Raw genomic sequence first — 25,435 nt, forward strand, 5'->3', positions numbered from 1 at the left:
GGTGGCCCCGGCCGTGCCCGGCAGGGTCTCGCCGCGGGCCAGCCGCAGGCCGGCCATGGTGGCTGCGCCGCCGGCGCCGGACTCGTGCACCGCGCCCTCGCGCGGGTCAGGGAAGCCGGCCAGGATCCGCGAGGTGTCGCGGAAGCTGCACAGCTTGGCGCCGCGGGTGGGCTGGACGTCCTGGCCGCCCGCGCGCAGGTCGTCGACCAGCTGCCGGGCGCTGTCCGGGGTCTGGTTGTCGAAGAACTCCCAGTTCACCATCACCACCGGCGCGTAGTCGCAGGCGGCGTTGCACTCGATGTGCTCCAGCGAGACCGAGCCGTCCTCGGTGGTCTCGTTGTTGCCGATGCCCAGGTGCTCCTGCAGCTCGGTGAAGATCTGGTCGCCGCCGAGCACCGCGCACAGCGTGTTGGTGCAGACGCCCACGTGGTACTCGCCGGCCGGCCGCCGCCGGTACATGGTGTAGAAGGTGGCGACGGCGGTGACCTCGGCCGTGGTCAGCCCCAACTGCTCGGCGCAGTACCGGATCCCGGTACGGCTGACGAAGCCCTCCTCGGCCTGCACCAGGTGCAGCAGCGGCAGCAGCGCGGAGCGGCTGCTCGGGTAGCGGTCGATCAGCTCGCGCGCGTCCAGGTCCAGCCTGGCCCGCACCTCGGCCGGGAACGCCTTGGCCGGCAGCTCGGGCAGGCCGAGCAGCGTCGGTTCTGTGTCCTGAGTGGTCACCTGTCCACGCCTCCCATCACGGGGTCGATCCCGGCCACGGCGACGATGACGTCCGCGACCTGCCCGCCCTCACACATCGCGGCCATCGACTGCAGGTTGGTGAAACTGGGGTCGCGGAAGTGCACCCGGTAGGGGCGCGTGCCGCCGTCGCTGACCACGTGCACGCCCAGCTCGCCCTTGGGCGACTCCACCGCCACGTACGCCTGTCCGGCCGGGACGTGGAAGCCCTCGGTGACCAGCTTGAAGTGGTGGATCAGGGCCTCCATCGACTCACCCATGATGGTGCGGATGTGGTCGAGCGAGTTGCCCATGCCGTCCGGGCCCAGCGACAGCTGCGCGGGCCAGGCGATCTTCTTGTCGGCGACCATGACCCGGCCGGTCGCCCCGCCGCGCAGCTGGTCCAGGCACTGCTCGACGATCCGCAGCGACTGCTCCATCTCGGCGAGGCGGATCAGGAAGCGGCCGTAGGAGTCGCAGGTGTCGGCGGTCGGCACCTCGAACTCGTACTGCTCGTAGCCGCAGTAGGGGTCGGTCTTGCGCAGGTCGTGCGGCAGGCCGGTGGAGCGCAGGATCGGCCCGGTCGCGCCCAGCGCCATGCAGCCGGCCAGGTCGAGGTAGCCGACATCCACCAACCGGGCCTTGAACACCGGGTTGTTGGTCGCCAGCTTGTCGTACTCGGGCATCCGGCCGCGCAGCGTCTTCACGCCCTCGCGGATCTGGTCCAGCGCGCCGGGGGGCAGATCCTGCGCCAGGCCGCCGGGGCGGACGTAGGCGTGGTTCATCCGCAGGCCAGTGACCAGCTCGAAGATGTCCAGGATGATCTCGCGGTCGCGGAACCCGTAGATCATCAGGGTGGTGGAGCCGATCTCCATCCCGCCGGTGGCCAGGCAGACCAGGTGCGAGGAGATCCGGTTGAGCTCCATCATCAGCACCCGGATGACGGTGGCCCGCTCCGGGATGTCCTCGGTGATGCCGAGCAGCCGTTCGACCGCCAGGCAGTAGGCGGTCTCGTTGAACAGCGGGGTCAGGTAGTCCATCCGGGTCACGAAGGTGGTGCCCTGGACCCAGTTCCGGTACTCCATGTTCTTCTCGATGCCGGTGTGCAGATAGCCGATCCCGCACCTGGCCTCGGTGACGGTCTCGCCGTCGATCTCCAGGATCAGCCGCAGCACGCCGTGGGTGGACGGGTGCTGCGGGCCCATGTTGACGATGATGCGCTCGTCGTCGGCCTTCGCCGCCGCCTGCACCACGTCGTCCCAGTCGCCACCGGTGACGGTGTAGACCTTGCCCTCGGTGGTCTCCCGACCCGGGGCCTCCGCGTGTGCTGTCTCGTTCGCGGCCATCAGTTGTACGACCTCCGCTGGTCGGGAGCCGGGATCTGCGCGCCCTTGTACTCGACGGCGATCCCGCCGAGGGGGTAGTCCTTGCGCTGCGGGTGGCCCAGCCAGTCGTCCGGCATCATGATCCTGGTGAGGGCCGGGTGGCCGTCGAAGACGATGCCGAAGAAGTCGTAGGTCTCGCGCTCGTGCCAGTCGTTGGTCGGGTAGACCGCGAACGTGGACGGGATGTGCGGGTCCTCGTCCGGGGCCGATACCTCCACCCGGATCAGCCGGTTGTGGGTGATCGAGCGCAGGTGGTAGACCGCGTGCAGCTCACGGCCGCGGTCGCCGGGGTAGTGCACCCCGCTGACGCCGGTGCAGAGTTCGAAGCGCAGCGCCGGGTCGTCCCGCAGCGTCCGCATCACCTGGACCAGGTGCTCGCGCCGGACGTGGAAGGTGATCTCGCCGCGGTCCACGACCGTCTTCTCGATCACCGACCCTGGGAGCAGCTCCTGCTCCTCCAGCGCGCCCTCGAACTCGTCGGCCACCTCGTCGAACCAGCCGTGCCCGTACGGGCGGGGGTCGGTCCGGGCAGCACGATCGGGCTGACCAGCCGGCCGTAGCCGGAGGTGTCGCCGCTGCCGCCGCCCACTCCGCGGCCGCCGCCGAACATCCCGTGCCGGACGCCGACCACCTCGAGCTCGGTGGCGCCCTCGGCCGGGGTCGGCACGCTGCCTTCCTGGGTGTTGTCGGTCACCGCAGCAGCCCCTTCATGTCGATCGTGGGGACCGCCAGCAGCGCCTGCTGCTCCGCCTCGTCCTCGGCCTTGGCCTTCTGCGCGCCGAGCTTCTCGTGGCGGATCTGGTCGTGCAGCTTGAGGATGGCGTCCATCAGCATCTCCGGCCGCGGCGGGCAGCCGGGCAGGTAGATGTCCACAGGGATGACGTGGTCGACGCCCTGGACGATCGCGTAGTTGTTGAACATCCCGCCGGAGGAGGCGCAGACGCCCATGGAGATGACCCACTTGGGGTTCGCCATCTGGTCGTAGACCTGGCGGACCACCGGGGCCATCTTCTGGCTCACCCGGCCGGCCACGATCATCAGGTCGGCCTGGCGCGGGGACCCGCGGAAGACCTCCATGCCGAAGCGGGCCAGGTCGTAGCGGCCGGCCCCGGTCGTCATCATCTCGATCGCGCAGCAGGCGAGCCCGAAGGTGGCCGGGAAGAGCGAACTCTTCCGCACCCACCCGGCGGCCTGCTCGACCGAGGTGAGCAGGAAGCCGCTGGGGAGCTTCTCCTCGATACCCATCCGGTGTCCTCTCAGCTCTCGGTGGACGTTGTGGCGGTGCTCTGGCGACAGCCGGTCAGTCCCACTCCAGGCCCCCGCGCCGCCAGACATAGGCGTAGGCGACGAAGACGGTGGCGATGAACATCACCATCTCGACGAGGCCGAAGATCCCGAGGGAGTCGAAGGAGACCGCCCAGGGGTAGAGGAAGACGATCTCGATGTCGAAGACGATGAAGAGCATCGCCGTCAGGTAGTACTTGATCGGGAACCGGCCGCCGCCCTCCGGCTGCGGAGTGGGCTCGATGCCGCACTCGTAGGCGTCCAATTTGGCGCGGTTGTACCGTTTTGGGCCGGTCAGCGCGGCCATCGCCACGGAGCCGACTGCGAAGGCAGCCGCGAGGGCGCCAAGTACCAGAATCGGCGCATATGCGTTCATACCGAACGACCTCCCAGGCGTCAGTCCATTCCGACTTCCCTGTCGGTGACTGCGAGTCAATACAGCTCGGAAGCGTGATCACCTCATGTGAGGCGGTTCACAAGCCCCCAAGACGGCTGCATCCTATGCCCGTTCAGGTGTGATCTGCGACACGGGTGTCAGCCCCTTCAATGTGATCTACGCCACCTGATGGATGATCATGAAGTAATGAGAGGGCAAAATCAGCCACGGGGCGTGTGCTTCCGTTCACAAACCGTAGGGCATCCCACTGACAACGCAGGTCAGCGGCCCTGCGTCTAGCATCCGACAGCGATCCATAGCAAGTTTTGCGACGCCCAGCCACCCGTGTTATTGAACCTGGGCCACGTCGGAGTGGCTTCCGGATCCGGCCGTTGACGCGCACCCCTGGACGCCCCCGCCGCCCAGGACCGAGGCTGGCGGAATGCTCCTCCGCCAGCTCGAGTACCTGGTCGCCCTCGCCCGCGAACGGCACTTCTCCCGCGCCGCCGACGCCTGCTTCGTCTCCCAGCCCTCGCTCTCCGCCGCGATCCGGAAACTGGAGCACGAGCTCGACGTGCCCATCGTCCGCCGCGGCCGCCGCTACGAGGGGCTGACCCCGGAGGGCGAACGGGTGCTCGCCTGGGCGCACCGGATCCTGGCCGAACGGGACGCGCTGCAGCAGGAGCTGTCGGAGATGCGCGGCGGCCTGACCGGCACCCTGCGGCTCGGCGCGATCCCCACCGCGCTCACCGCCGCCTCGCTGCTCACCACACCGTTCTGCGGACGGCACCCGCTGGTCCGGGTCAGCCTGGAGTCGCTGTCCTCCCGCGAGATCACCGACCGGCTGGCCGAATTCGAACTCGACGCGGCGATGACCTACCTGGACGACGACACCCTGCGCCACATCCGCCGGATGCCGCTCTACGAGGAGCGCTATCTGCTGCTCACCCCGGCCGAAGGACCGCTCGCCGGGCAGCGCACCGCCCGCTGGTCCCAGGCTGCCACGCTGCCGCTGTGCCTGCTGTCCCCCGGATGCGCAACCGCCGGATCATGGACGAGTGCTTCGCCGCGGACGGCGCGACCGCCCGTCCGGCCATCGAGTCGGACACCGTGGCCGGCCTGTACGCGCATCTGACCAGCGCCAACGGCCGCTGGTCCAGCGTGATCTCGCATGCCTGGCTGCATATGTTCGGGGTCCCCGAGGCGATGCGGGTGCTGCCGCTGGAGGGCCCGGCGCACGGCCCCCGGGTCGGCCTGGTGGTCGCCGACCACGAACCGGGTTCGGTGCTGGCCCGCGCGCTGTGGGAGGTGGCCCGGGAGGCCCGGGTCCGGGACACCCTGGAGCAGTTGCTGGCGTCCCACACCGGCCCGCCCGGACTGCGAAGTTGATAGGCGGCGGCTATCACGCGATAGCAACTTTCGCTTTGACCCCGCTCAGCCGCCGCGAGGACCGTAAGGGCCACACCCCCTCCCGGACCAGGAGCTTCCACCATGGCCAAGGTTCTCTGCGTTCTCTACGACGACCCCAAGGACGGCTACCCCGCCTCCTACGCCCGCGACGACCTGCCCGTGATCGACCACTACCCGGGCGGCCAGACCGCGCCCACCCCGAAGGGCACCGACTTCACCCCCGGCCACCTGCTCGGCAGCGTCTCCGGCGAACTCGGCCTGCGCACCTTCCTGGAGAGCCGCGGCCACACCCTGGTGGTCACCTCCGACAAGGAGGGCGCGGCTCGGTCTTCGACCGCGAGCTGGTGGACGCCGACATCGTCATCTCCCAGCCGTTCTGGCCGGCCTATCTGACCCCCGAGCGGATCGCCACCGCCAAGAACCTCAAGCTGGCCGTCACCGCCGGCATCGGCTCCGACCACGTCGACCTGGACGCCGCGGTCGCGCACGGCCTCACCGTGGCCGAGGTCACCTACTCCAACAGCATCAGCGTCGCCGAGCACGTGGTGATGATGACGCTGTCCCTGGTCCGCAACTACCTGCCCTCGCACCAGACGGTGCTGGACGGCGGCTGGGACATCGCCGACTGCGTGGCCCGCTCCTACGACCTGGAGGGCATGCAGGTCGGCACGGTCGCCGCCGGGCGGATCGGGCTCGCCGTGCTGCGCCGGCTCGCGCCGTTCGACGTCGGCCTGCACTACACCGACCGGCACCGGCTGTCGCCCGAGCTGGAGCAGGAGCTCAACCTCACCTGGCACCCCAGCGCCGCCGACCTGGTCCCGCACTGCGACGTGGTCACCATCAACGCGCCGCTGCACCCGGAGACCGAGGGCCTGTTCGACGACAAGCTGATCGGCAGCATGAAGCGCGGGGCATACCTGATCAACACCGCCCGGGCGCTGATCGTCGACCAGGACGCGATCGGCCGGGCCCTGCGCAGCGGGCAGCTGGCCGGCTACGCCGGGGACGTCTGGTACCCGCAGCCGGCTCCGGCCGACCACCCCTGGCGGACCATGCCGCACCACGGGATGACCCCGCACATCTCCGGCTCCTCGCTCTCGGCCCAGGCCCGCTACGCGGCCGGGACCAGGGAGATCCTGGAGTCCTGGTTCGACGGCACCCCGATCCGCGACGAGTACCTGATCGTCCGGGGCGGGGCGCTGGCCGGGACGGGCGCGCACTCGTACGCGGTCAGCAAGTAGCTCTCGCAGGGGGCGGGGAACAGCGCGGCTCAGTGAGAGTCGGCCGCGCGGTTCCTCGCGCCCCCAAGCGTCAGGCCCTGGGGGCGACCTTGGCGAGGCCGTTGATGATGCGGTCCATCGCGTCGCCGCCCTGCGGGTCGGTCAGGTTGGCCAGCAGCTTCAGCACGAACTTCATCAGCACCGGGTGGGTCAGGCCGCGCTGCGCGGCCAGCCGCATCACCACCGGGTTGCCGATCGCCTTCACAAAGGCCCGGCCCAGCGAGTAGTAGCCGCCGTAGACCTCCTTGAGGATCTTCGGGTAGGCCTCCAGCGCCCGCTCCCGCCCCAGGTCCGTCTGCCGCGCCAGCGCTTGAACGATGACCCCGGCCGCGATCTGCCCGGATTCCATCGCATAGGCGATGCCCTCGCCGTTGAACGGGTTGACCATCCCGGCCGCGTCCCCGACCAGCAGGAAGCCCCGGGTGTAGTGCGGCTGCCGGTTGAAGGCCATCGGCAGAGCGGCCCCGCGGATCGGCTCGGTCATGTTCTCGGGGGTGTAGCCCCACTCCTCGGGCATCCCCGCGCACCAGACCTTGAGCAGGTCGCGGTAGTCGATGTCCTTGAAGGACTTGGTGGTGTTGAGCAGCCCCAGGCCGACATTGCTGGTGCCGTCGCCCATCCCGAAGATCCAGCCGTAGCCGGGCAGCAGCTTCTCCTGGCCGCCGCGCCGGTCCCACAGCTCCAGCCAGGACTCCAGGTAGTCGTCGTCGCTGCGCGGCGAGGTGAAGTACGTCCGGTAGGCGACGCCCATCGGGCGGTCCTCGCGCCGGTGCAGGCCCATGGCCAGCGACAGCCGGGTGGAGTTGCCGTCCGCGGCGACCACCAGCGGCGCCCGGAACTGGACCTCCCTCTTCTCGTCGCCGAGCTTGGCGGTCACCCCGACGATCCGGCCGGTCCGCTCGTCCAGCACCGGTCCGGTGACGTTGCACAGCTGGTGCAGCTTGGCGCCGGCCTTCTCGGCCTGGCTGGCCAGCAGCTCGTCGAAGTCGGCCCGCTTACGGACCAGGCCGTAGTCGGGGAAGCTCGCCAGCTCCGGCCAGTCCAGCTCCAGCCGGACCCCGCCGCCGATGATCCGCAGGCCCTTGTTGCGCAGCCAGCCGGCCTCCTCGGAGATGTCGATCCCCATGTCGACCAGCTGCTTGGTGGCCCGGGGCGTCAGCCCGTCCCCGCACACCTTCTCCCTCGGGAACTGCGCCTTCTCCAGCAGCAGCACCTCAAGCCCGGCCCTGGCCAGGTGGTACGCCGTGGTCGCGCCAGCCGGGCCGGCCCCGACCACGATCACATCGGCCTCCGCCTCGACGGCTGCGGTCTGCTCGGTCACCTGCGACACCTGGACTCCTGCTGATCGTGGGGAACGCGCGGCAGCCCGCGAGGGGCCACTGCGAAGTCTAGGAGATGCGGCCTACCCTGATCCGGATCCCCCAACAGATCAGAACCGGATCAGAACCGGATCAGACCGGTCGGTCTCAGCCAGGAGCATTGATGCACATCGGAGTTATGGGCCACACCGGCCTCTCGGAGATCACCGAGATGCTGGTCCGCGGCGAGCTGTGGAAACTGCTCACCGGCTACCAGACCTACGGCCTGGTCGGGGTGAGCCCGCTCGGCGAGGGCCCGGAGACCTGGTTCGCCGACGCCCTGCTGGAGCACGGCGGCACGCTGGAGGTCCTCGGCGCGCCGACCTCGCCCACCGCGGCCCCGCTGCTGCGCCGGGCCCGGGCCGTGCACCGGCTCGCCCCCGGCCTGGACCCGATCGAGTCCCTGCTCGGCCTGGTCGACGAACTCGTCGCGGTCTGGGACGGCGAGCCCGGCTCGGCCCTCGCCGACGCGGTCTCCCGGGCCCGCGCCCGGGGCACCTACGTCCACGTCATCTGGCCGGAGGGGTCGGCCCGTTCCTAGTCTTCGGGAGCTGTTCGGCGGCCCGGGTGCCGCGGTGCAGCGCGACGATGCCGCCGGTGAGGTTGCGCCAGCCGACCCGGACCCAGCCGGCCTGCTGGAGCAGCGCGGCGAGCGCGGGCTGGTCCGGCCAGGCGCGGATGGAGTCGGCCAGGTAGACATAGGCGTCCGGGTTGCTGCTGACCGCGGTGGCGACCGGCGGCAGCGCCCGCATCAGGTACTCGCTGTAGACGGTGCGGAACGGCCGCCAGGTGGGGTGGCTGAACTCACAGATGACCACCCGGCCCCCCGGCTTGGTGACCCGCAGCAGCTCGCGCAGCGCGGCGTCGGTGTCCTGGACGTTGCGCAGGCCGAAGGAGATGGTGACGGCGTCGAACACGCCGTCGGCGAAGGGCAGCCGGGTGGCGTCCCCGGCCGTCAGCGGCAGCTCGGGGTGCCGGCGCTTGCCCTCGCGGAGCATGCCGAGCGAGAAGTCGCAGGGCACCACGGTGGCACCGGCCTCGGCGAAGGGCAGCGAGGAGGTCGCCGTCCCGGCCGCGAGGTCGAGCACCCGGTCGCCGGGCCGCGCGTCCACCGCGCGGGCGACGGCCTTGCGCCAGAGCCGGGCCTGGCCCAGCGAGAGCACGTCGTTGGTCATGTCGTACTTGGCCGCCACGTCGTCGAACATCGAGGCGACTTCGTGCGGCTGCTTGTCCAGAGAGGCTCGGGTCACGCCCCCCATTGTTCACCCACCGAAGTGCGGCTCACGCACGGCGGTGGACGAGTCGCCCGGCGAGCACGGTGGCCAGGCACTCGCCGTCCTCGGCGAAGACCGCGAGGTCGGCGCGGGCGCCCACGGCCAGGACCGGCGCCCGGTCGGTGGCGGCGAGCCCGTTGCGGCTCGCTGCGGCGCGCAGCGCGGGGTCGGTGAGGTGTTCGGGGAGCGCGGCGGTTGCGCCGGCGCGCAGCAGTGCGTGCACCTGCTCGCGCGCGCTGGGCGCGTCCGGCAGCGGCCCCTGGTGCAGCCGCCCCGGGCCGAGCGTGCCGCGCCAGCGGCGCACCCGGGCCGTCGGGTACGCCGCTTCGAGCTCCGCCGCCGGGCCGATCGCGGCGATCAGTTCACCGTCCACGGCCACGCCCTGCTCCGCCGCGATATGAAGGGTCAGCAACTCGGTGACGCCGCGTCAGTTGGCGTTGAGGAGCTTCAGCTCCGGGTGCGCCGTGCCGCCGGCGATCGCGGTGGAGGCGATGTGCGAGTAGGCGTGGTCGTTGACCGGGTCGTTCGCCGGGTCGTCGTGGATCACGATGTGCTCGTAGGTGGTCGCGCGCTGTGCGGGGACGCGTCCGGCCGAGCGGATCAGGTTGATCAGCTCCATCCGGTTGGAGCGGTGCTTGGCCCCGGCCGAGGAGACCACGTTCTCCTCCAGCATCACCGAGCCCAGGTCGTCCGCGCCGTAGTGCAGCGTCAGCTGGCCCATCTCCTTGCCGACGGTCAGCCAGGAGCCCTGGATGTGGGCGACGTTGTCGAGGAAGAGGCGGGCGACCGCGATCAGCCGCAGGTACTCGAACAGCGTGGCCTGGGTGCGGCCCTTGAGCTTGTTGTTCTCCGCCTGGTAGGTGTACGGGATGAAGGCCCGGAAGCCCCCGGTGCGGTCCTGCACGTCGCGGATCATCCGCAGGTGCTCGATCCGCTCGGCGTTGGTCTCGCCGGTGCCCATCAGCATGGTGGAGGTGGACTCCACGCCCAGGCCGTGGGCGATCTCCATGATCTCCAGCCAGCGCTCGCCGGACTCCTTCAGCGGCGCGATGGCGGTACGGGGGCGCTCGGGCAGCATCTCCGCGCCGGCGCCCGCGAAGGAGTCCAGCCCGGCGGCGTGGATCCGGCGGATCGCCTCCTCGGCGGTGACGCCCGAGATCCGCGACATGTGCTCGATCTCGGACGCGCCGAGGGAGTGGATGACCAGCTGCGGATAGTCCTTCTTGATCGCCGAGAAGGCCCGCTCGTAGTACTCCACGCCGTAGTCGGGGTGGTGGCCGCCCTGGAACATGATCTGGGTGCCGCCGAGCTCGACCGTCTCCGCGCAGCGGCGCAGGATCTCCTCGAGGTCGCGGGACCAGCCCTTCTCCACGTCCTTGGGGGCCGCGTAGAAGGCGCAGAACTTGCAGGCCGTCACACAGACGTTGGTGTAGTTGATGTTCCGCTCGATGATGTACGTCGCGATGTGCTCGGTCCCGGCGTAGCGGAGACGGCGCGCGGCGTCGGCGGCCCGGCCGAGGGCGTGCAGGGGGGCGCGGCGGTAGATGTCCAGCGCCTCCTCCGGGGTGATCCGCCCCCGGCCGCGGCCCGGTCGAGGACAGCCTGCAGATCCGTCTCCTGGGGCTGGGCGGTCTCAAGCACCTCGGGCGTCCTCTCACTTCGGCGGTGTTCAGCGACTGGCGTGTTCTGTCACTGGCGGTTCGTCGCCCAGACTACGCCAGCCCCTCACCCCACCTTGTGGAAGTCCCCGCTGGGGGTGCCGCTGCCCGGGTCGTCGTCGCGGTGGTGCAGGGTGCCGTCCGGGTTGAGGGTGAACAGCTGGGTCCCGGTGCCGGCCGTGCAGAGGCCGGTGGAGCTGCCCTTCAGCAGCCGGTCGTGGAAGGTGATCGAGGTCGCGGTCGCGGAGACCAGCGACTCGCCGCCGAGGCAGGCCGCCCCGGCGACCCCGGCGACGGTGGTGATGCTGGTGGTGTTCTCGGCCCCGGCCGGCCCCGGCCGGATGGTGATCGAGGTGGGCTCGCTGAGCAGCCCGTCCGAGGTGGTCATCACCCCGGTCCAGGTGCCCAGGAAGGCCGCGGGGACGGCATTGGGCTCGCTCGGCCCGGGGGACGGCGCGGGGGGCGGGGAGGACGGGACGGCGCCGGTGGTGGTGCCGGTGCCGTCGTCGCCGCTGCTGGCGGCTGTGGTGGGCTGCTGCTGGGTCGCGGTGGAGGCGGCCGTGGTCGGTCCGCCGCCGGTGGCGTTCGCGTGGTTGCTCTTGTGATTCAGCAGCAGCGGCACCAGCACGGCCGCGAGCAGGACCAGCACCACCCCGGCGACCACCGCGGGGGCCCGCCGCCGGGCCGCAGTCGGGGCCGGTGGCTCCGCCCCGGTCGGCACGGCGTCCCAGACCGCGCCCGTACCCATCTGCTGCGGCTGCTGATACGGCTGGGGCCACGGCGTGGGGTTCATCACCGGCGCGGGTCCGAACCCCGGCCCCGGCCCCGGCCCCGACGCCTGCCCCGGCCCCGGGACCCCCTCCCCCACCGTCTCCAGATCCAGCAGCTCCGCCGTCCGCCTCCCCACCGAGGCGACCAGCAGCGGCGGCAGCCAGCCGTCCGAGGGGACGACCCCGCCCAGCGCCTCCCGCAGCTCGCGCGGTGTCGGCCGGTCCCCCGGTTCCTTGGCCAGGCAGCGCTCGACGATCTGGCGCAGCGGCCCGTCCGCCATCGCGGCCATCCCGTCCAGCCGGGGCGGCTCGTGCATCACCCGGTAGAGCAGGACCGGCGCGCTCGCGCTGTCGCCGAAGGGGCCGACCCCGGTCGCCGCGAAGGCCAGCACCCCGCCCAGCGAGAACACATCGCTCTCAGGACCGGCCGGCTCCCCCGCGCCCTGCTCGGGCGACATGTAGCCGGGCGAGCCGACCACATAGCCGGACCGGGTCAGCGCCGTCGCCGCGTCCAGCGCCCGGGCGATGCCGAAGTCGATCAGCCTCGGCCCGTCCAGGGTGATCAGCACATTGGACGGCTTGAGGTCCCGGTGCACCAGCCCGGTGGCGTGGACTCCCGCCAGGGCGTCGGCCAGCGCGACGCCCAGCATCCGCACGGACGGCGCCGGCAGCACCCCGAACTCGCGCACCGCGGCGTCAAGGCCGGGGCCAGGGACGTAGCCGGTGGCCACCCACGGCTGCTCGCCCTCGGTGTCGGCGTCCAGCACCGCCGCCGTCCAGACTTTTCCGACCCGGCGGGCCGCCGCGACCTCCTGCCGGAAACGGGCCCGGAAGTCCCCGTCGTCGGCCAGCTCGGACCGCACCACCTTCACCGCGACGGTACGGCCCCCCGCCGTCCGCCCGAGGTAGACCCGGCCCATTCCGCCCGCGCCGAGCCGCCCCAGCAGCCGGTACGCACCTATCTGCCGCGGATCTCCCGCCCCCAACGGTTCCATGGCACACCATCATGGACGCCGGCCGGATGATCCGTCAGCTTTCCAGCACCTCCACGTGCTCCGTGCTCGCGTCGATCCGCCGGGCGAACTCGCGCATCCCGGCGAGCTGCCGCTCGCCGAAGGAGAAGTCCAGCGCCTCGGCGAAGTAGCGGCGCAGCACCTCCTGGTCGAACAGCTCCCAGCGGGCGGTCTGCTCGGCGACCTTGTCGACTTCGGACATGGACAGGTCGCGCGAGTCCAGGAAGGCGCGGTGCACCTCGCGCACGGTCTCCGGCTCGCGGGCCAGGAAGTCGCGGCGGACCGCCCACACCGCGAAGACGAAGGGGAGCCCGGTCCAGGCCTTCCACATCGCACCCAGATCGTGCACCTCCAGGCCCAGCCGGGGCCCGTCGTGCATGGTGGCCCGGAGCGCGGCGTCGCCGATCAGGACGGCCGCGTCGGCCTCCTGCATCATCAGCGCGAGGTCGGGCGGGCAGGTGTAGTAGTCGGGCTGGACCTGGTACTGCTCGGCGAGCAGCAGCTGGGCGAGCCGTACAGACGTACGACTGGTGGAGCCCAGGGCGACCCGTCGACCGTCCAGCTGCTCCAGCGGCACCTGGCTGACGATCACACAGGACTGCACCGGCCCGTCGCTGCCCACCGCGATATTGGGCAGGATCACCAGCTGGTCGGCATTGCGCAGGTACTCGACGCAGGTGATCGGGGAGATGTCGAGGTCTCCGGACACAAGCTGGTCGCTCAACCGCTCCGGGGTGTCCTTGTGCAGGTCGAGGTCGAACAGGGTGCCGGTACGGGCCAGGCCCCAGTAGATGGGGAGGCAGTTCAGGAACTGGATGTGTCCCACGCGGGGCCGGCTACGCCCGGTCGCGCTGTCGGGGTCGCCGTCACGCTCGGTGTAAGTGTCCACACCAGCACAGTAGACCGGAGCCTGAGATCTTCCCTGGCCGGGCCCGGAACTGCGTGCTAGGGTCTCCGCAGTTGCAGTTTGATTTCCCATGCAGTACTCAAGCCTGCGGAGCATGTGACCGCGGGCTTGTGTAGTTTTCAGCGCTTTGTCAAAGAAGTACCTGAAGGCGGGGCGATCAGCGCAGCGGACCGGGCATCACGAGGTGTGGTGTCCTTTACGTCCCTCGCAAGGAGAACGGTATGGCGACCGGAACCGTCAAGTGGTTCAACGCCGAGAAGGGCTTCGGCTTCATCGCCCAGGACGGCGGCGGCCCCGACGTCTTCGTCCACTACTCCGCCATCAACGCGAGCGGTTTCCGTTCGCTTGAGGAGAACCAGCCCGTGGAGTTCGACGTCACGCAGGGTCCGAAGGGCCCGCAGGCGGAGAACGTCACCCCGGTCTGACATCCAACCAATGATCACCAGCGCCTGACCGGACCCGGTCGGGGCATCTGATCGTCAGGTGGCTCCCACAGCACCGCCCCCAAGAGGGCCCGCGCCGCTGCAGCGACGACGGGCCCTCTGCCTTCTTCCTGCCCTTGCCCGCGCTTACTTGTCGGGCTTGCCCGCACCTACTCGGCCTCGATCGGACCGTCCATCAACTCCCGCCCCCGCAGGGCGAGTTCGATCTCAAAGCGCGCGTCCGGATCCGTCAGTGCCGGGCCGAACAGCTCCTCCAGCCTGCGCATCCGCTGCCGCGCGGTCTGCGGGTGCAGCCCGAGCCGCTCGGCGACCTCGGGCGCGCTGCCGCGGGAGCTCTGCAACCACACCAGCAGGGTGGCCTCCAGCCGGCGGCGGCGCTTCTCGGTCAGCCCGTCCAGCGGGGCCAGCCGACGCGCGGCCAGCAGCCTTACCAGTTCCTCGTCCCCGAGCAGCAGCACCGAGGAAAGTCGCTGGTCGCAGCGCACCATGCCGAGGGCGGCCCCGTGTGCCGCCGCCTTGGCCGCGACGGTACGGGCCCAGCGCAGCGACTGCCCGGCCTGGGCGAGCGGAACGGTGGGCCCGAGCACGGCACGGCGGTCGGCCAGCACCCGCCCCAGCTGGTCCCGGCGCCCCGGCTGCTCCGGATCGGCCAGGAACAGGCAGGGCTCAGGACCGTCCAGCTCGGCCAGGACGAACAGCAACGGCCGCAGCCCGGCCGCGACCGCGGCAAAGCCCTCCGGGCCGGAGCTACCCAGACTGCCGGGGTTGCCTGCCGCGTGTGCGCCGTGTGCGCCATGTGCACCGCCTGCGTTGCCTGAGCCGCCGAGTTTGCCCGCCCCGGCGGGTCTGCCCGCGCTGCCCGCGCCGTGGAATCCGCCGCCGGGCACCAGCGCCACCGCGGCCAGCTGCGTCGGCAGCTCCCAGCGCGCCGACCGCGCGGCCTCGACCAGCACCGGCAGGGCGGCGCCCTCGGTCAGCAGCTCCACCAGCCTGCGGCGGGAGCGCCGCAGCGTTCCGACCGCATCGGCCCTGGCCTCGCTGTACCCCTCCACCGAGGCGGCGGCCATCTCGTCGATGTGCGCGAAGATCGCCTCCGCCAGCACCGCCGTGGCCGCCGGCGGCATCCCGGCCCGCCGCGCCACCTGCGCGTACCGTCGCCAGGCCAGCCGGCCGCCGAGACGGTAGGCGGCCTGCAGCGCGTCCAGGCTGCGCCCCTCGCGCCACTCCCCCCGGCCCAGCGCCCGGTACACCTGCAGCGACTCCTCCGGGGGTGCCTCGTCGTCCGCGATCAGCTCGGCGAACTGCGCCAGCGCGCGGGCCGCTCCGCGCTGGATGCCGAGCCCGAACCCGCCGCCCAACGGGCGTGCGTACTCGGGTATCTGCCGCCTTATCTCATGCACGATCTCCGGGCCGAGCCGTACATTCTCCGCTCTGATCAGCGCCGCGAGCCCGTGCGGAAGCACGGCCCAGGGCCGGTCCCGTACAAAGGAATTCACCCGGTCGTTCACGGGCGTCACGGGCGGGACCAAGGGGGCATTCGCGGGTCATCGAAGTTGATGGGTCATCAGCTTGCCGCGTGCCCTTCGGGTGGTTGCGCAGTGTGATCGCAGGCGTTGGCTCTGGCGGTTGCGAAAGCCGTAGGCCTTGCGGGCTTCGAGTTTGATCACGCGGTTGTTCCCTTCGGATGCGGCGTTCGTTATGCCGGTTTTGATGTAGTTCTCGATGCCGTCCCACCACTGATCGACCGTCTCGGCAAGAGTGACGAGCTCGACCAGGTAAGGGTGGTCGGCGCAGAAGGCCTGGAAGCGGTAGCGGGCGGCGGAGACCGCGGAGCGGTCGGGCAGGACGTGGGCGTGCTTGGCAGTGAGCCGCAGCAGATCGCGCAGGAGCTCCTTGGCTCGCCAGCCGTCGAGGATCTGTTTGCCGTAGGTGCCCATGCCGGTCAACTCGCCGGTGAGTGTGGCGAGTTCTTCGGCGGTGAGGTCTTCCTTGTTGCGGCGCAGGAGCTTGCGGACGCTCCAGACGGGGTCGCCCTTGCGGGCGCGGCGGCCGTGGTGCCTCCAGGTGAGGCGGCGGCGCAGGTCGGCGAGGTGGCGCTGGGCGAGCTGGACGACGTGGAAGCAGTCCACGACGATCCGTGCGTGGGGCAGGGCCGTGCGCACGGCGGCGCGGAAGGTGGCGCACAGGTCGATGGCCACGTACTTGACCTGCTGTTTCCAGGTCCCGGGCTGGATGGTGAGCCAGGCGGCGACGGAGGCGGCATTGCGGCCCTCGACCTGCCCGAGCAGGCCCTGGCCGCCGACCGCGTCGACGAAGCCGATGTGCCAGGCGTCCGCGACCAGCTCCCACCTGCCCGTCTCGGGGTTCTCCCGCCACACCGGCTTGCCCCGGCGAGTCTCGTCGATGCCGACGGCCTCGGTTGCGGGCGTCTGATCAGGCAGGACGAGCTCGGCGTACTGTTCGAAGGCGGCTTGGGTGGTGGGCCAGGAGATGCCCAGGTCGCGGCCGGCCTGGAGGACCGTTCGGCCGCCGTCGGCCACCACGCGTCCGGCCTCGCGTCGCAGCACGTCGGTCAGCCGGGCCCCGGCCGGAACTTGGCGGACCTGTTCGGTGAACGAGGAGCGCGGGCACAGTCGCTCACGGCAGTGCCATCGGGACTTGTGCCAGCGAAGATCCACCGCCCGCCCACCGTAGGACAGTTGGCGCGGGCTGGTGACGCGGCCACCCTTGCGCGTACCGGAGAGTACCCCGCACCCCGGGCATGCCCGCGCGGATCCGTCCACGGTTGCCACGTGCACGACCAGAACCGCACCGGCCTCCTCCACCCTGATCACCCCCAGACCCTCCAGGCCCAGCAGCAGCGTCGCGTCCGAATCGGTACAGGTATCGTTGATGTTCAGCCCGCAGGTGTTCCGTGGTTGGTTCTCTAGACAAGAACCATGATCACGAAGCCCTGCGGGCTCCCTGCGTCCGGGGTACCAGCACCCTCACATCATCACCCAGCGTCACGAACAGATGGCCTCACGCCGCTGACGACCCATCAAGTTCGAAGACCCGCATTCGCGGGCACCACAGCGGGCATGAAACCTCCTGCGCCGGACCGGAATCGGCCTGCCACCGAGGCGGTTCTGACAATTGCCAGCATTCGGTGGCAGATTCCGAAGATTCACATCCCCCCGACGTGAAGAATCTGCGCACAATCCCTTCAAGAAAGGCAACGTGGATTGCCTGGCTCGCAGTATCTGCCGCTTGTCACCAGCGTGTCAACGTTCCGGCCCCGCAGCGGCGCTGGCCACCCGCGCGGGCTCGACCCGGTCACGGTGCCGGACTCCGCCCGCAGTCAGGCCGAAGTCCAGCCGCAGGCCGCCCGCAGTCAGGCAATGCGCGATCACCCCGAAAATGTCGCCGGAGATCGACTAGAAAGGAGGCATGGAGCTCACCCAGCCTGAATCTTTCACCGCAGCGGCCCGTTGATCGTGTGCCCGGGTTGTCGCTTTTGCTCTGCCTGGCGGGCTTCGCCGGGTACAGGGCTGTTGCAAGGTCGGGTAATCTTGTGAACTCGCTGGTCAGCGTGCCGTGTCCGGGATAGACGAAGCTCCGTTGTGGTCGATGACCTCACAAGTCCTCGACAAACAACGGAGCTTCGGTGATTCCTGAGTCTGCCATGTCCAGTCGGCTTCCATGGGGCGCGGGGAGCGTGTCGCCTGGTGCCACGGTGTTCGCGCTGGTCAACGGCTTGCGTGACCCGCGTGATCCGCGTGGGCGGCAGTATCCGCTCGGTGCGGTGCTGCTGGTCGCGCTGTGCGCGCTGTCGTGCCGGTTCGAGTCGTTCCGGGCGATGGGGCAGTGGGCGGCCGCGGCGCCGGCGTCCACGCTGGAGCGGCTCGGATTGCGCCGCTGCGGGGTCTTCGGGCTGGTCAGGGCGCCGAGTGCGTCCACAATCCGCCGGGTAGTCGGTGCTGTGATGCCCGGCGGGCTGGAGGGGCTGCTGCGAGCCTTTGCGGTCCAGGCGCGGGAGGTGGCGGTGGACGGCAAATGTCTGCGGGGCTCGCGGGACCAGGCCGGGCAGGCGGTGACGGTACTCGGGGCGATAGTGCAGGACGGCACACTGGTCGCGCAGCAGCGGGTTCCCGACAAGACGAACGAGATCACCGGGTTCGCGGCGCTGCTGTCGGTGCTGGACCTGGCGGGGGCGGTGGTGACGGCGGATGCTCTGCATACGCAGCGTGACCATGCCCGGGTGCTGGTCGAGGAGTTCGGTGCACACTACGTTTTCACGGTCAAGCGCAACCAGCCCGAGCTGTGGACGGCGTGCCGGGCGGTGCCCTGGGAACGGGTCAGCACGTCCTCCCGGTCCACGGTCCGAGCGCACGGCCGGGTGGAGACCCGCATCATCCAGGCCGTGACCTGGAACGATCTCGACTTTCCGCACCTGCGACAGGTGGCCCGGCTGACTCGGCACCGCACCGACAGCAAGACCGGGAAGCGTTCGCGGGAGACGGTGTACGTGATCACGGACCTGTCGTCGGCGCAGGCCGACCCGCAGATGATCGGGGCTTACGTCCGCGGCCACTGGGGAGTGGAGAACAAGATCCATTACGTTCGTGATGTTGCCTTCGGCGAGGACGCCTCCCGCATCCGCACCCGCCACGGAGCCCAGAACATGGCCACCTTGAGGTCAGTCGCCATGAACTTCCTCCGCAGGAGCGGGAGTTCCATCGCCGATGCACGTCGAGCCATGGCCCTCGCGCCCCACACAGCCCCGCTCGAACTCTTCGGCATCCCTACTGACCTGCACGTTCACCCATGAAATCCGACCTTGCAACAGCCCTGTCGCCGGGTAGGGCTGCGCGTCGACTGTCGCGTCGGTGGCGCCGGGTTCCACGGGCCCGGGGACTGCGGGTCGGCCTCCTCTCGATGCTCTGCTGGGCGGTTTGCCCAGGTCAGGTTGGGTAGGGCAGGGCCATGAGGCGGCGGAAGGCCTGGACGACCGCGTTCGCCCAGGGCCAGGTTCTGGGGATCTTGAGGGTGCGTTTGCGCTGGCCGCGCACGATCACGGCGGGCACGTGCAGGAAGCGGAAGCGCAGGGTCTTTGGGGTGGCTTTGGCCATCTCGCCCTCACAGCCGAGGAGTTGGAGCCAGTTGCGGAGGTCGCAGGCCAGCGCGGTGGCCAGCAGCCACGCCTGGTTGACCTTCATGTGGCGCGAGGGGAACCGGTTCAGGCCCGCGTCCTTGCTGTCGCGGATCTTCGCCTCGACCCGGGCGTGAGTCCTGTGGCGGGCATCGAGCCATGAGGCCTGACGGTCGGGAGTGTTGGTCGCGAACGTCTGCAGCCGCATGCCGTGTTCGAGCTCGTAGGGTGAGGCGTCCTTGACGTAGCGCGGGTGCAGCGGTTCGCGGCGCACGATCACCCGGTGCCCGGGCGGCCAGAGCGAGAGGTCGCCGAGCAGTCCGGTGATGTCGGCGACCTGCGCGTCCTCACGCGCGGCACCGTCGGCGTCGAGGGCGGCCTGCCACACCGAACGGCCCTGCTTGCGCTCCTGCTTCTCCAGTTCGTCCAGCGCCGTCACGGCCGTCATCTCACGGTCGGTGAACGCCCAGCCGGTCGAGTACTGCCAGGTGAAGGAGGGGTGGCGACGGCCACCGGCCTTCGCGATCCACGTCAGGAGCCCGTGGGAGAACCCGGCCCCGTCGATCCGGAACAAGATCTTGCGGCGGTAGGCGGCGGGCAGCTGCTCGACCGCGGCGGCGAAGCAGGCGATGTTGTCCTCGGCGCTGTTGCAGCCCGCGTCGCCGGGACGCAGCTCCTGCGCGAGCATCTCCCCGGTGTTGTCACAGAAAGCGATCATGGGGCACAGGCCGTAGACGCCCTTCTTGTACGTCCCGGCCGCGCCCTCCTTCTCCGAGGCGCAGGCCACCGGCGTGGCATCGGAGTCGATCACCGTCCAACCGGTCAGCGCCGCACCGTCCACCACGATCCACGGGAACCCCTGCGGCCGGTTCTCCAGCCAGGACCACACCTGCCGGCGCACCGTCGCCCGGGCCCGGGCGACCCGGCGCACCTGCAGCTCGCCAACCTCGTCCAGGACCCGCCACACCGTGGGCGGCGACGCCACCGCCGGGCCGCCCGCCATCACCTCGCGCTGATGCTCCAGCACCGCGATGTCGCCGATCGCCACCGCCCCCAGCACGATCGCGCAGGCCAGGTCCACCAGCACCCGCCCCCGCTCGTGCCCCGGCCGGAAACCCGGGCGCCGCATCGCCTGCGTCAGCGCCCCTGCCAGCCCCGCCCGCTCGGCCAGCACCTGCAGATGCACCCCACCCGCATGCCCGACCTGCCGCCTCCTGTCAGCCGACATGGCCAGATCGGTCAGACGTCCAGTATTCTTCCCCACGGATTCGGTGCCCCACCTCGCGACGATACGTTTCTAGATAACTCGCATCATTGCAGGTAGGGGCACCGTCTCTGCATCCAGGTGACGCTCAGTCACCACACGCCAAGGGCTCGTGAATCACCGAGGCCAGATACGCCTCCTGGTGTCCGACTTCCCGGCCGTCTACCGCTTCTACCGCGACGTCCTCGGCCTCAAGCCGCAGTTCGATGCGGAGGACGGCCCGTACGCCAAGTTCACCCCCGACACCGGCCACGCCGCCATCGCCCTGCAGGACCGCGCGACGATGGCACAGGTCCTGGACCAGTTGGCAGCACCCCCGACCGGCTACCGCGCCCTGATCGTCCTCCGCGTCGACGACCTCGACGCCACCCACGCCGAACTCACCGCCCGCGGAACCCAGTTCGCCCAACCGCCGGCCCCCATGGGCGACCGCATCCGCGTGGCCCACCTGCAGGACCCCGAGGGCAACCTGATCGAACTCCAACAATGGCTCGCCCTGCGCTGACCGGTGCCCAGGAAGCGACCAGTCACCGAGCGGAGCGAGTCATCCCGAGCAGTCGGCTGAGATCCAGGACGCATTCAGGTCATGCACCGCTGTCCGTGGAAGTCGTAGTGCCCGGTGTCGGTGGCGAACGCCCGCGCTCCCCAGGGCAGTTCCTCAGCCAGGGCAGGCAGGCGCGCGAGATAGCCCAACGCGCTGATAACGCCAGTCAACGCTCCGACCCTGGCGTCGAGACTGACGTACTTCATCTGCTTCTCCTCCGACTGCAGCCCGAACAGGTGCCATGGCCCCGACCTCATCGTAGAAGTCGGGGCCATGACGTTTGTTGGATCAGGCGGTGACCAGCGGCCGGGCCTCGGCGTCGGCAGCCTCGGCGGCTTCCAGCTCCACGTCCGCCTCGGCGAGGTTGAAGTCGGGCTTGGGGGCCGCGAAGGCCTCGCGGTCGAGGATGCCCTCACGGGCGGCGACCAGGATCGGGACGACGGCCTGGCCGGCCACGTTGGTGGCGGTGCGCATCATGTCGAGGATCGGGTCGATGGCGATCAGCAGGCCGACGCCTTCGAGCGGCAGGCCCAGCGTGGACAGCGTCAGGGTCAGCATCACGATGGCGCCGGTGAGTCCGGCCGTCGCGGCGGAGCCGATCACCGAGACGAAGGCGATCAGCAGGTAGTCGGCGATGCCGAGGTGGATGCCGTAGACCTGGGCCACGAAGATCGCCGCCAGCGACGGGTAGATCGCGGCGCAGCCGTCCATCTTGGTGGTGGCGCCGAACGGGACGGCGAAGGCCGCGTACTCGCGCGGGACGCCCAGCCGGGTGGTGACGCGCTGGGTGACCGGCATGGTGCCGACCGAGGAGCGGGAGACGAAGGCGAGCTGGATCGCGGGCCAGGCGCCCCGGAAGAAGTCCAGCGGGTTGACCTTGGCGACGAAGCGCAGCAGCAGCGAGTAGACCCCGAACAGCACGATGGCGCAGCCGACGTACACGTCCGCGGTGAAGGTGGCGAGCGGGCTGAGCAGGCTCCAGCCGTACAGCGCGACGGACTTGCCGATCAGGCCGAGGGTGCCGAGCGGGGCGAGCCGGATGACCCACCACAGCGCGGTCTGCACCAGGTCCAGCACGGACTGGGTGAGCTTCAGGAACGGCGCGCCCTTGGCCTCGCCGACCTTCAGCAGCGCGATGCCGAAGACGATGCCGAGGAACACGATCTGGAGGACGTTCATCTGGACGAAGGAGTCCACGATGTTGGTCGGGATCAGCCCGGTGAGGAAGTCGGTCCAGGACGCGGTGACGTCGGTCAGCTTGGAGCCGTCGTGCGGGGTCAGTCCGGTGCCGTGGCCGGGGTTGGTGAGCACGCCGATCAGCAGGCCGATGCTGACCGCGATCAGCGAGGTGATCGCGAACCAGAGCAGGGTGCGGGCGGCCAGCCGTGCGGCGTTGTTGACGTTCCGCAGGTTGGCGATGCTGACCACGATCGCGGTGAACACCAGCGGCGGGACCGCCAGCTTCAGCAGCTGGACGAAGATCGTGCCGATCTGGGTGAGCGTGGTGGTGAGCCAACCGACCTCGGCTTCACGGGCGACGAAGCCGAGGGCGACCCCGAGGACCAGTCCGAGCAGGATCTGCGCCCAGAAGGGGGTCCGCCGGATCCGGCGGAAGAAGGACGCGGCGGACGATCCGAGCAGGGAGCCGAAGGAGGAGGGTCCGGAGGACGGCGGCGGCGCGGGCTGCGAAGGCGTGGGAGAGGAGGGCGTGCGGGAGTTCATGGGTGGGATGGCTCCAGTGCGGGGCCGGGTCACGTCCCGGACAGAACAGGGGGACGGACGGCCGAAGGGCGGGGCGGCGTGGGGCGATGGGCAGCGCGCTGCGGTCAGACGGACCGGGGGGAGGTGCGCACCGCCTGCCGACAACACACGCAGGCAGCAGCAGACGTCAGCGCCGTGAGCCGGGGGCTCAGGACGTGCTGCGGGTGCGTGGTCGGGGCGAACATGAGAACGACCCTAGCATTCTTACTTTGGGAATCTCAAAGCAATGCTTTGATGTGACAACGCAGCGTAGGTGAGGTGCGGTGGTCGGAGTCACGCCGGGCGGTGGCGTCGTCGCCGTCGCCGTCGGAGTACCCGACGAGGTTCCAGGAGGTGACCGGGAGCCCGGAGCCGTCCGGGGCGATCACCGCCGACGACGGCCGGTCCAAGCCTGCACCGGCGGTGGTGTTGGCGTCGCTGAGCACCAGACCGCTGGCCTGGTCGGTGAGGACGAGCGAGCCGTCCGGGCTGGTTGATGATGGCGAGGTTCGCGCCGTTGATCTGAATCTGGACGAGCGGATCAGACATGGAAGTCCTCCGGGGAGCAGATACGTACACCGCCGAAGTTCTGGCACCCGCGATCCTGCTCGACGGGGCAGGGGGCAACAAGGTTGCACGGCCTCCCCCACGCGCCCCTGGGCGTACGCCGTCAAGAACCGGCCCTGTGCGCCCCACTTCGAGCCATGCCACCAAGGAGGGCGACCAAAAAGTGACAACCGCAGCGATCAGAACGTCCCAAACGGAAGGAGAGACAGGTTTGGCGGATGCTGTGCTCAGGGCGGGAGGGGGTCATGGGGATGAGTTTCCGGCTGGCGGCGTACGCCGTGTGCATTGAGGGCGGGCGAGTGCTGCTCTCGCGCCATGTGTCACCGAAGGGCGAAAGCAACTGGACTCTTCCGGGCGGCAGGGTCGAGCACGCGGAGGATCCGTTCGATGCCGTGATCCGGGAGGTTGCCGAGGAAACCGGATACGACGCGACGGTCGAACGCCTACTGGGCGTGGACTCAAGGGTGATCCCCTCGGCCGTCGCGCGTACGGGAGTTGAGCATCAGAATGTCGGGATCTTCTACCGGGTCCGCATCACCGGGGGCCGACTCCGGCCTGAGCCCAACGGCGAAATCGCCGAGTCGATCTGGACTCCGATCCCCGACGCCGCCTGCCTGCGCCGGTCATCGCTGGTCGACATCGGCCTCGCCCTGGCGCGGACCGCTCCAGCCACCGGCCACGTCCCTCCCGTCGCCATCGGCGGCCTGATCCAGCACTGAGCCACGAGGCACCGGTCGTGATCACGGGCGGGGGTTTTGCCATCGGTCAGTTATACGTATAACTTGAAGAGTCCCCCGCTCCCTGCCACCCGAGGAGACCGGCCTTCGTGGGCTACCTCACCGTCCTGCGCAGCCCCCAGGTCGCGCGTCTGCTGCTCGGCACTCTGGTCGGCCGCCTGCCCGCCGGGATGACCGTCGTCGCCGTCGCGCTCTCGCTGCACGCGGCGGGTGCGGCGTACACCCAGATCGGGTTGACCACCGCCGCCTACGCGGTCGCCGCAGCGATCGGCGGCCCGGTGCTCGGCCGGGCCGTGGACCGGGTCGGCCAGCCGCGGGTGCTGCTCGCCTCCGCCGCCGTCGCCGCCTGCGGCTACGCGATCCTGGCCGTCGACCCGCGCGACCCCGCCGCCGCGATGGCCGGCGCGGCGCTGGCCGGGCTGGCCATGCCGCCGCTGGAACCGTGCCTGCGCTCGCTCTGGCCCGACATCGTCGCCCCCGCCGCGCTGGAGACCGCGTACGCGCTGGACTCCGCGTCCCAGCAGGTGCTGTACGTGGCGGGGCCGCTGCTAGTGGCCGGAGTCGCCGCGGTCGGCAGCCCGTCCGCCGCGCTGTGGCTCGCCGCGGGCCTCGGCCTGGTCGGCACCCTCGCCGTCGCCACCGCGGCCCCGGCCCGCGCCTGGCGGGCGCCGGTGCGCGTCGCTCCTGACGGACCGTCAACAGGCAGCGACGGCAAGGGCAGCGGCAGCAAGGGCAGCAGCGGCTGGCTCGGTCCGCTGCGCTCCCCCGGGCTGGTCCTGCTCCTGCTCGCCTTCGCCGGGACCGGCTGGTCCGTCGGCGCGCAGAACATCCTCTTCGTCGCCTACGCCCAGTCCCACCCCGGCATCCCCGGCGGAGCGGGCGCGCTGCTCGCGCTGGCTGCGCTGGCCGGGCTGCTCGGCGCCCTCGGCTACGGGGCGATCCGGTGGACCGCCCCGACCGCCACCCGGACCTGGGCCCTGGCCGGGGCGATGGCGCTCTGCTATCTGCCGCTGCTGCTGGTGCCAGGACCCGGCGCGATGGGCGTGGCCGCGTTCGTCTCCGGCCTGGGCCTGGCCCCGTTGCTGGCCGCCGCGTTCGTCCTGATCGCCGAGCTGGCCCCGACGGGCACCACCACCGAGGCCTTCGCCTGGCTGGTCACCCTCTTCGCCACCGGCAACGCCCTGGGCTCCGCCGTCTCCGGCGTCGTGGTCTCGCACTCGCTGCGCGGAGCAGCGGCCGTAGCGGTCGGCGGAATCGCGGCAGGAGCTTTGCTGCTGCTCGCCTCACGGCGGGTCCTGGCCGCAGGCTCAGCCGCCGCAGCGGTCCAGTCGGCAGCCGAGGCCGACGCCGACGCCCATGCCGACGCCGACGCGGAGGCCACGCAGGCGGCCTGAGCCACGACCGGGTGGTCCGCCGTCGCCCCTCGCTGGAACAGGCTTTGGGCCGGCCCCAACAGGCGACGCCAGCCCTGGCCTCAACCGCCGAGCAGGTTCTTGACCACGGATGGTCCGGTGAAGTCGGCAGCGAGCGGCGGCACTGAACGTTGTGGGCAGCGAGGTGCACGATGGGCGCTG

At 70.6% G+C, this 25,435-nt stretch carries 20 protein-coding genes and 5 pseudogenes; 8 read left to right on the forward strand and 17 right to left on the reverse strand.

From position 1 onward, the window contains the following. Positions 1-9: 9 nt before the first annotated feature. From nuoE to ACXKR8_RS20970, 5 genes and pseudogenes are all read right to left on the reverse strand, one after another. Positions 10-723, reverse strand: a pseudogene (gene nuoE, locus ACXKR8_RS20950) (NADH-quinone oxidoreductase subunit NuoE); the annotation flags it as partial. After that, a complete protein-coding gene (locus tag ACXKR8_RS20955) occupies positions 720-2,066 on the reverse strand; it encodes an NADH-quinone oxidoreductase subunit D (RefSeq protein ID WP_458274409.1) in 1,347 nt (448 codons plus the stop codon). The gene ACXKR8_RS20955 and the pseudogene nuoE, both read right to left, overlap by 4 nt. Beyond that, positions 2,066-2,772 (reverse strand): annotated as a pseudogene (locus ACXKR8_RS20960) (NADH-quinone oxidoreductase subunit C). Before ACXKR8_RS20960 ends, ACXKR8_RS20955 begins: the two are co-directional and overlap by 1 nt. Positions 2,773-2,795: 23 nt before the next feature. Next, positions 2,796-3,350 carry a NuoB/complex I 20 kDa subunit family protein gene (locus ACXKR8_RS20965; RefSeq protein WP_458274410.1) on the reverse strand — a complete coding sequence of 185 codons (555 nt, stop codon included), beginning with the start codon at positions 3,348-3,350 and terminating at the stop codon, positions 2,796-2,798. A 55-nt stretch (positions 3,351-3,405) separates the two neighbouring features. Continuing rightward, positions 3,406-3,765, reverse strand: coding sequence for an NADH-quinone oxidoreductase subunit A (locus tag ACXKR8_RS20970; protein ID WP_458274411.1), 360 nt, complete (start codon positions 3,763-3,765; stop codon positions 3,406-3,408). A gap of 442 nt (positions 3,766-4,207) precedes the next feature. Between ACXKR8_RS20970 and ACXKR8_RS20975 the strand changes: the two are divergent. Together ACXKR8_RS20975 and ACXKR8_RS20980 are read left to right on the forward strand one after the other, a co-directional pair. Further along, positions 4,208-5,154: pseudogene (locus ACXKR8_RS20975) on the forward strand (LysR family transcriptional regulator). Between the two features lie 102 nt (positions 5,155-5,256). After that, positions 5,257-6,416, forward strand: a pseudogene (locus ACXKR8_RS20980) (NAD-dependent formate dehydrogenase). A gap of 70 nt (positions 6,417-6,486) precedes the next feature. On the opposite strand, the gene ACXKR8_RS20985 reads toward ACXKR8_RS20980, so the two are convergent. Then, positions 6,487-7,776, reverse strand: a complete 1,290-nt coding sequence (locus tag ACXKR8_RS20985) for a geranylgeranyl reductase family protein (RefSeq protein WP_458275045.1) — start codon at positions 7,774-7,776, stop codon at positions 6,487-6,489. A 161-nt stretch (positions 7,777-7,937) separates the two neighbouring features. On the opposite strand from ACXKR8_RS20985, the gene ACXKR8_RS20990 reads away from it, so the two are divergent. Next, on the forward strand, positions 7,938-8,354 hold the full coding sequence (locus ACXKR8_RS20990) for a hypothetical protein (RefSeq protein ID WP_458274414.1): 417 nt from the start codon (positions 7,938-7,940) through the stop codon (positions 8,352-8,354). On the opposite strand, the gene ACXKR8_RS20995 is transcribed toward ACXKR8_RS20990, so the two are convergent. From ACXKR8_RS20995 to ACXKR8_RS21015, 5 genes and pseudogenes are all read right to left on the reverse strand, one after another. After that, positions 8,323-9,063 (reverse strand): demethylmenaquinone methyltransferase, encoded by a 741-nt coding sequence (locus ACXKR8_RS20995; protein WP_458274415.1) that lies wholly within the window; start codon positions 9,061-9,063, stop codon positions 8,323-8,325. The two genes, ACXKR8_RS20990 and ACXKR8_RS20995, sit on opposite strands and share 32 nt — an antisense overlap. 31 nt (positions 9,064-9,094) lie before the next feature. After that, positions 9,095-9,499, reverse strand: a complete 405-nt coding sequence (locus ACXKR8_RS21000; protein WP_458274416.1) for an imidazolonepropionase-like domain-containing protein — start codon at positions 9,497-9,499, stop codon at positions 9,095-9,097. A 15-nt stretch (positions 9,500-9,514) separates the two neighbouring features. Beyond that, positions 9,515-10,728 (reverse strand): annotated as a pseudogene (gene mqnC / locus ACXKR8_RS21005) (cyclic dehypoxanthinyl futalosine synthase). 84 nt (positions 10,729-10,812) lie between these two features. After that, positions 10,813-12,510, reverse strand: coding sequence for a serine/threonine-protein kinase (locus ACXKR8_RS21010; RefSeq protein ID WP_458274418.1), 1,698 nt, complete (start codon positions 12,508-12,510; stop codon positions 10,813-10,815). A gap of 34 nt (positions 12,511-12,544) precedes the next feature. Beyond that, complete coding sequence (locus ACXKR8_RS21015; protein ID WP_458274419.1) at positions 12,545-13,417, reverse strand: menaquinone biosynthetic enzyme MqnA/MqnD family protein; 873 nt, start codon at positions 13,415-13,417, stop codon at positions 12,545-12,547. Between the two features lie 239 nt (positions 13,418-13,656). On the opposite strand from ACXKR8_RS21015, the gene ACXKR8_RS21020 reads away from it, so the two are divergent. Next, a complete protein-coding gene (locus ACXKR8_RS21020; RefSeq protein ID WP_034088937.1) occupies positions 13,657-13,860 on the forward strand; it encodes a cold-shock protein in 204 nt (67 codons plus the stop codon). Positions 13,861-14,027: 167 nt separating this feature from the next. Here the strand turns inward: ACXKR8_RS21020 and ACXKR8_RS21025 are convergent, their stop codons facing one another. Continuing rightward, positions 14,028-15,374, reverse strand: coding sequence for a PucR family transcriptional regulator (locus ACXKR8_RS21025; protein ID WP_458274420.1), 1,347 nt, complete (start codon positions 15,372-15,374; stop codon positions 14,028-14,030). Between the two features lie 48 nt (positions 15,375-15,422). After that, positions 15,423-16,712, reverse strand: coding sequence for an ISL3 family transposase (locus ACXKR8_RS21030; RefSeq protein WP_458271150.1), 1,290 nt, complete (start codon positions 16,710-16,712; stop codon positions 15,423-15,425). A gap of 881 nt (positions 16,713-17,593) precedes the next feature. On the opposite strand from ACXKR8_RS21030, the gene ACXKR8_RS21035 reads away from it, so the two are divergent. Continuing rightward, a complete protein-coding gene (locus ACXKR8_RS21035; RefSeq protein WP_458266617.1) occupies positions 17,594-18,688 on the forward strand; it encodes an ISAs1 family transposase in 1,095 nt (364 codons plus the stop codon). Positions 18,689-18,821: 133 nt separating this feature from the next. Here ACXKR8_RS21035 and ACXKR8_RS21040 read toward each other — a convergent pair whose 3' ends face one another. After that, the gene (locus ACXKR8_RS21040; RefSeq protein WP_458267506.1) at positions 18,822-20,237 is read right to left on the reverse strand and encodes an IS1380 family transposase; all 1,416 of its coding nucleotides are present in this window, start codon (positions 20,235-20,237) and stop codon (positions 18,822-18,824) included. A 148-nt stretch (positions 20,238-20,385) separates the two neighbouring features. On the opposite strand from ACXKR8_RS21040, the gene ACXKR8_RS21045 reads away from it, so the two are divergent. Then, a complete protein-coding gene (locus ACXKR8_RS21045; RefSeq protein WP_458274421.1) occupies positions 20,386-20,778 on the forward strand; it encodes a VOC family protein in 393 nt (130 codons plus the stop codon). A 74-nt stretch (positions 20,779-20,852) separates the two neighbouring features. Here the strand turns inward: ACXKR8_RS21045 and ACXKR8_RS21050 are convergent, their stop codons facing one another. The 3 genes from ACXKR8_RS21050 to ACXKR8_RS21060 all read right to left on the reverse strand — a co-directional run bounded on the left by ACXKR8_RS21050 (position 20,853) and on the right by ACXKR8_RS21060 (position 23,003). Further along, complete coding sequence (locus ACXKR8_RS21050) at positions 20,853-21,023, reverse strand: hypothetical protein (protein ID WP_458274422.1); 171 nt, start codon at positions 21,021-21,023, stop codon at positions 20,853-20,855. Positions 21,024-21,105: 82 nt separating this feature from the next. Further along, on the reverse strand, positions 21,106-22,539 hold the full coding sequence (locus ACXKR8_RS21055; RefSeq protein WP_458274423.1) for a dicarboxylate/amino acid:cation symporter: 1,434 nt from the start codon (positions 22,537-22,539) through the stop codon (positions 21,106-21,108). Positions 22,540-22,796: 257 nt separating this feature from the next. Further along, positions 22,797-23,003: a hypothetical protein gene (locus tag ACXKR8_RS21060; protein ID WP_462100617.1), complete on the reverse strand. Its 207-nt coding sequence runs from the start codon at positions 23,001-23,003 to the stop codon at positions 22,797-22,799. Positions 23,004-23,375: 372 nt separating this feature from the next. Here ACXKR8_RS21060 and ACXKR8_RS21065 point away from each other — a divergent pair, with 372 nt between their 5' ends. Both ACXKR8_RS21065 and ACXKR8_RS21070 read left to right on the forward strand, forming a co-directional pair. Further along, positions 23,376-23,843 (forward strand): NUDIX hydrolase, encoded by a 468-nt coding sequence (locus ACXKR8_RS21065; protein WP_458275046.1) that lies wholly within the window; start codon positions 23,376-23,378, stop codon positions 23,841-23,843. 107 nt (positions 23,844-23,950) lie between these two features. Then, complete coding sequence (locus tag ACXKR8_RS21070; RefSeq protein WP_458274425.1) at positions 23,951-25,255, forward strand: MFS transporter; 1,305 nt, start codon at positions 23,951-23,953, stop codon at positions 25,253-25,255. Positions 25,256-25,435: the final 180 nt, after the last annotated feature.

The organism is Streptacidiphilus sp. PAMC 29251 (genome assembly GCF_054208735.2).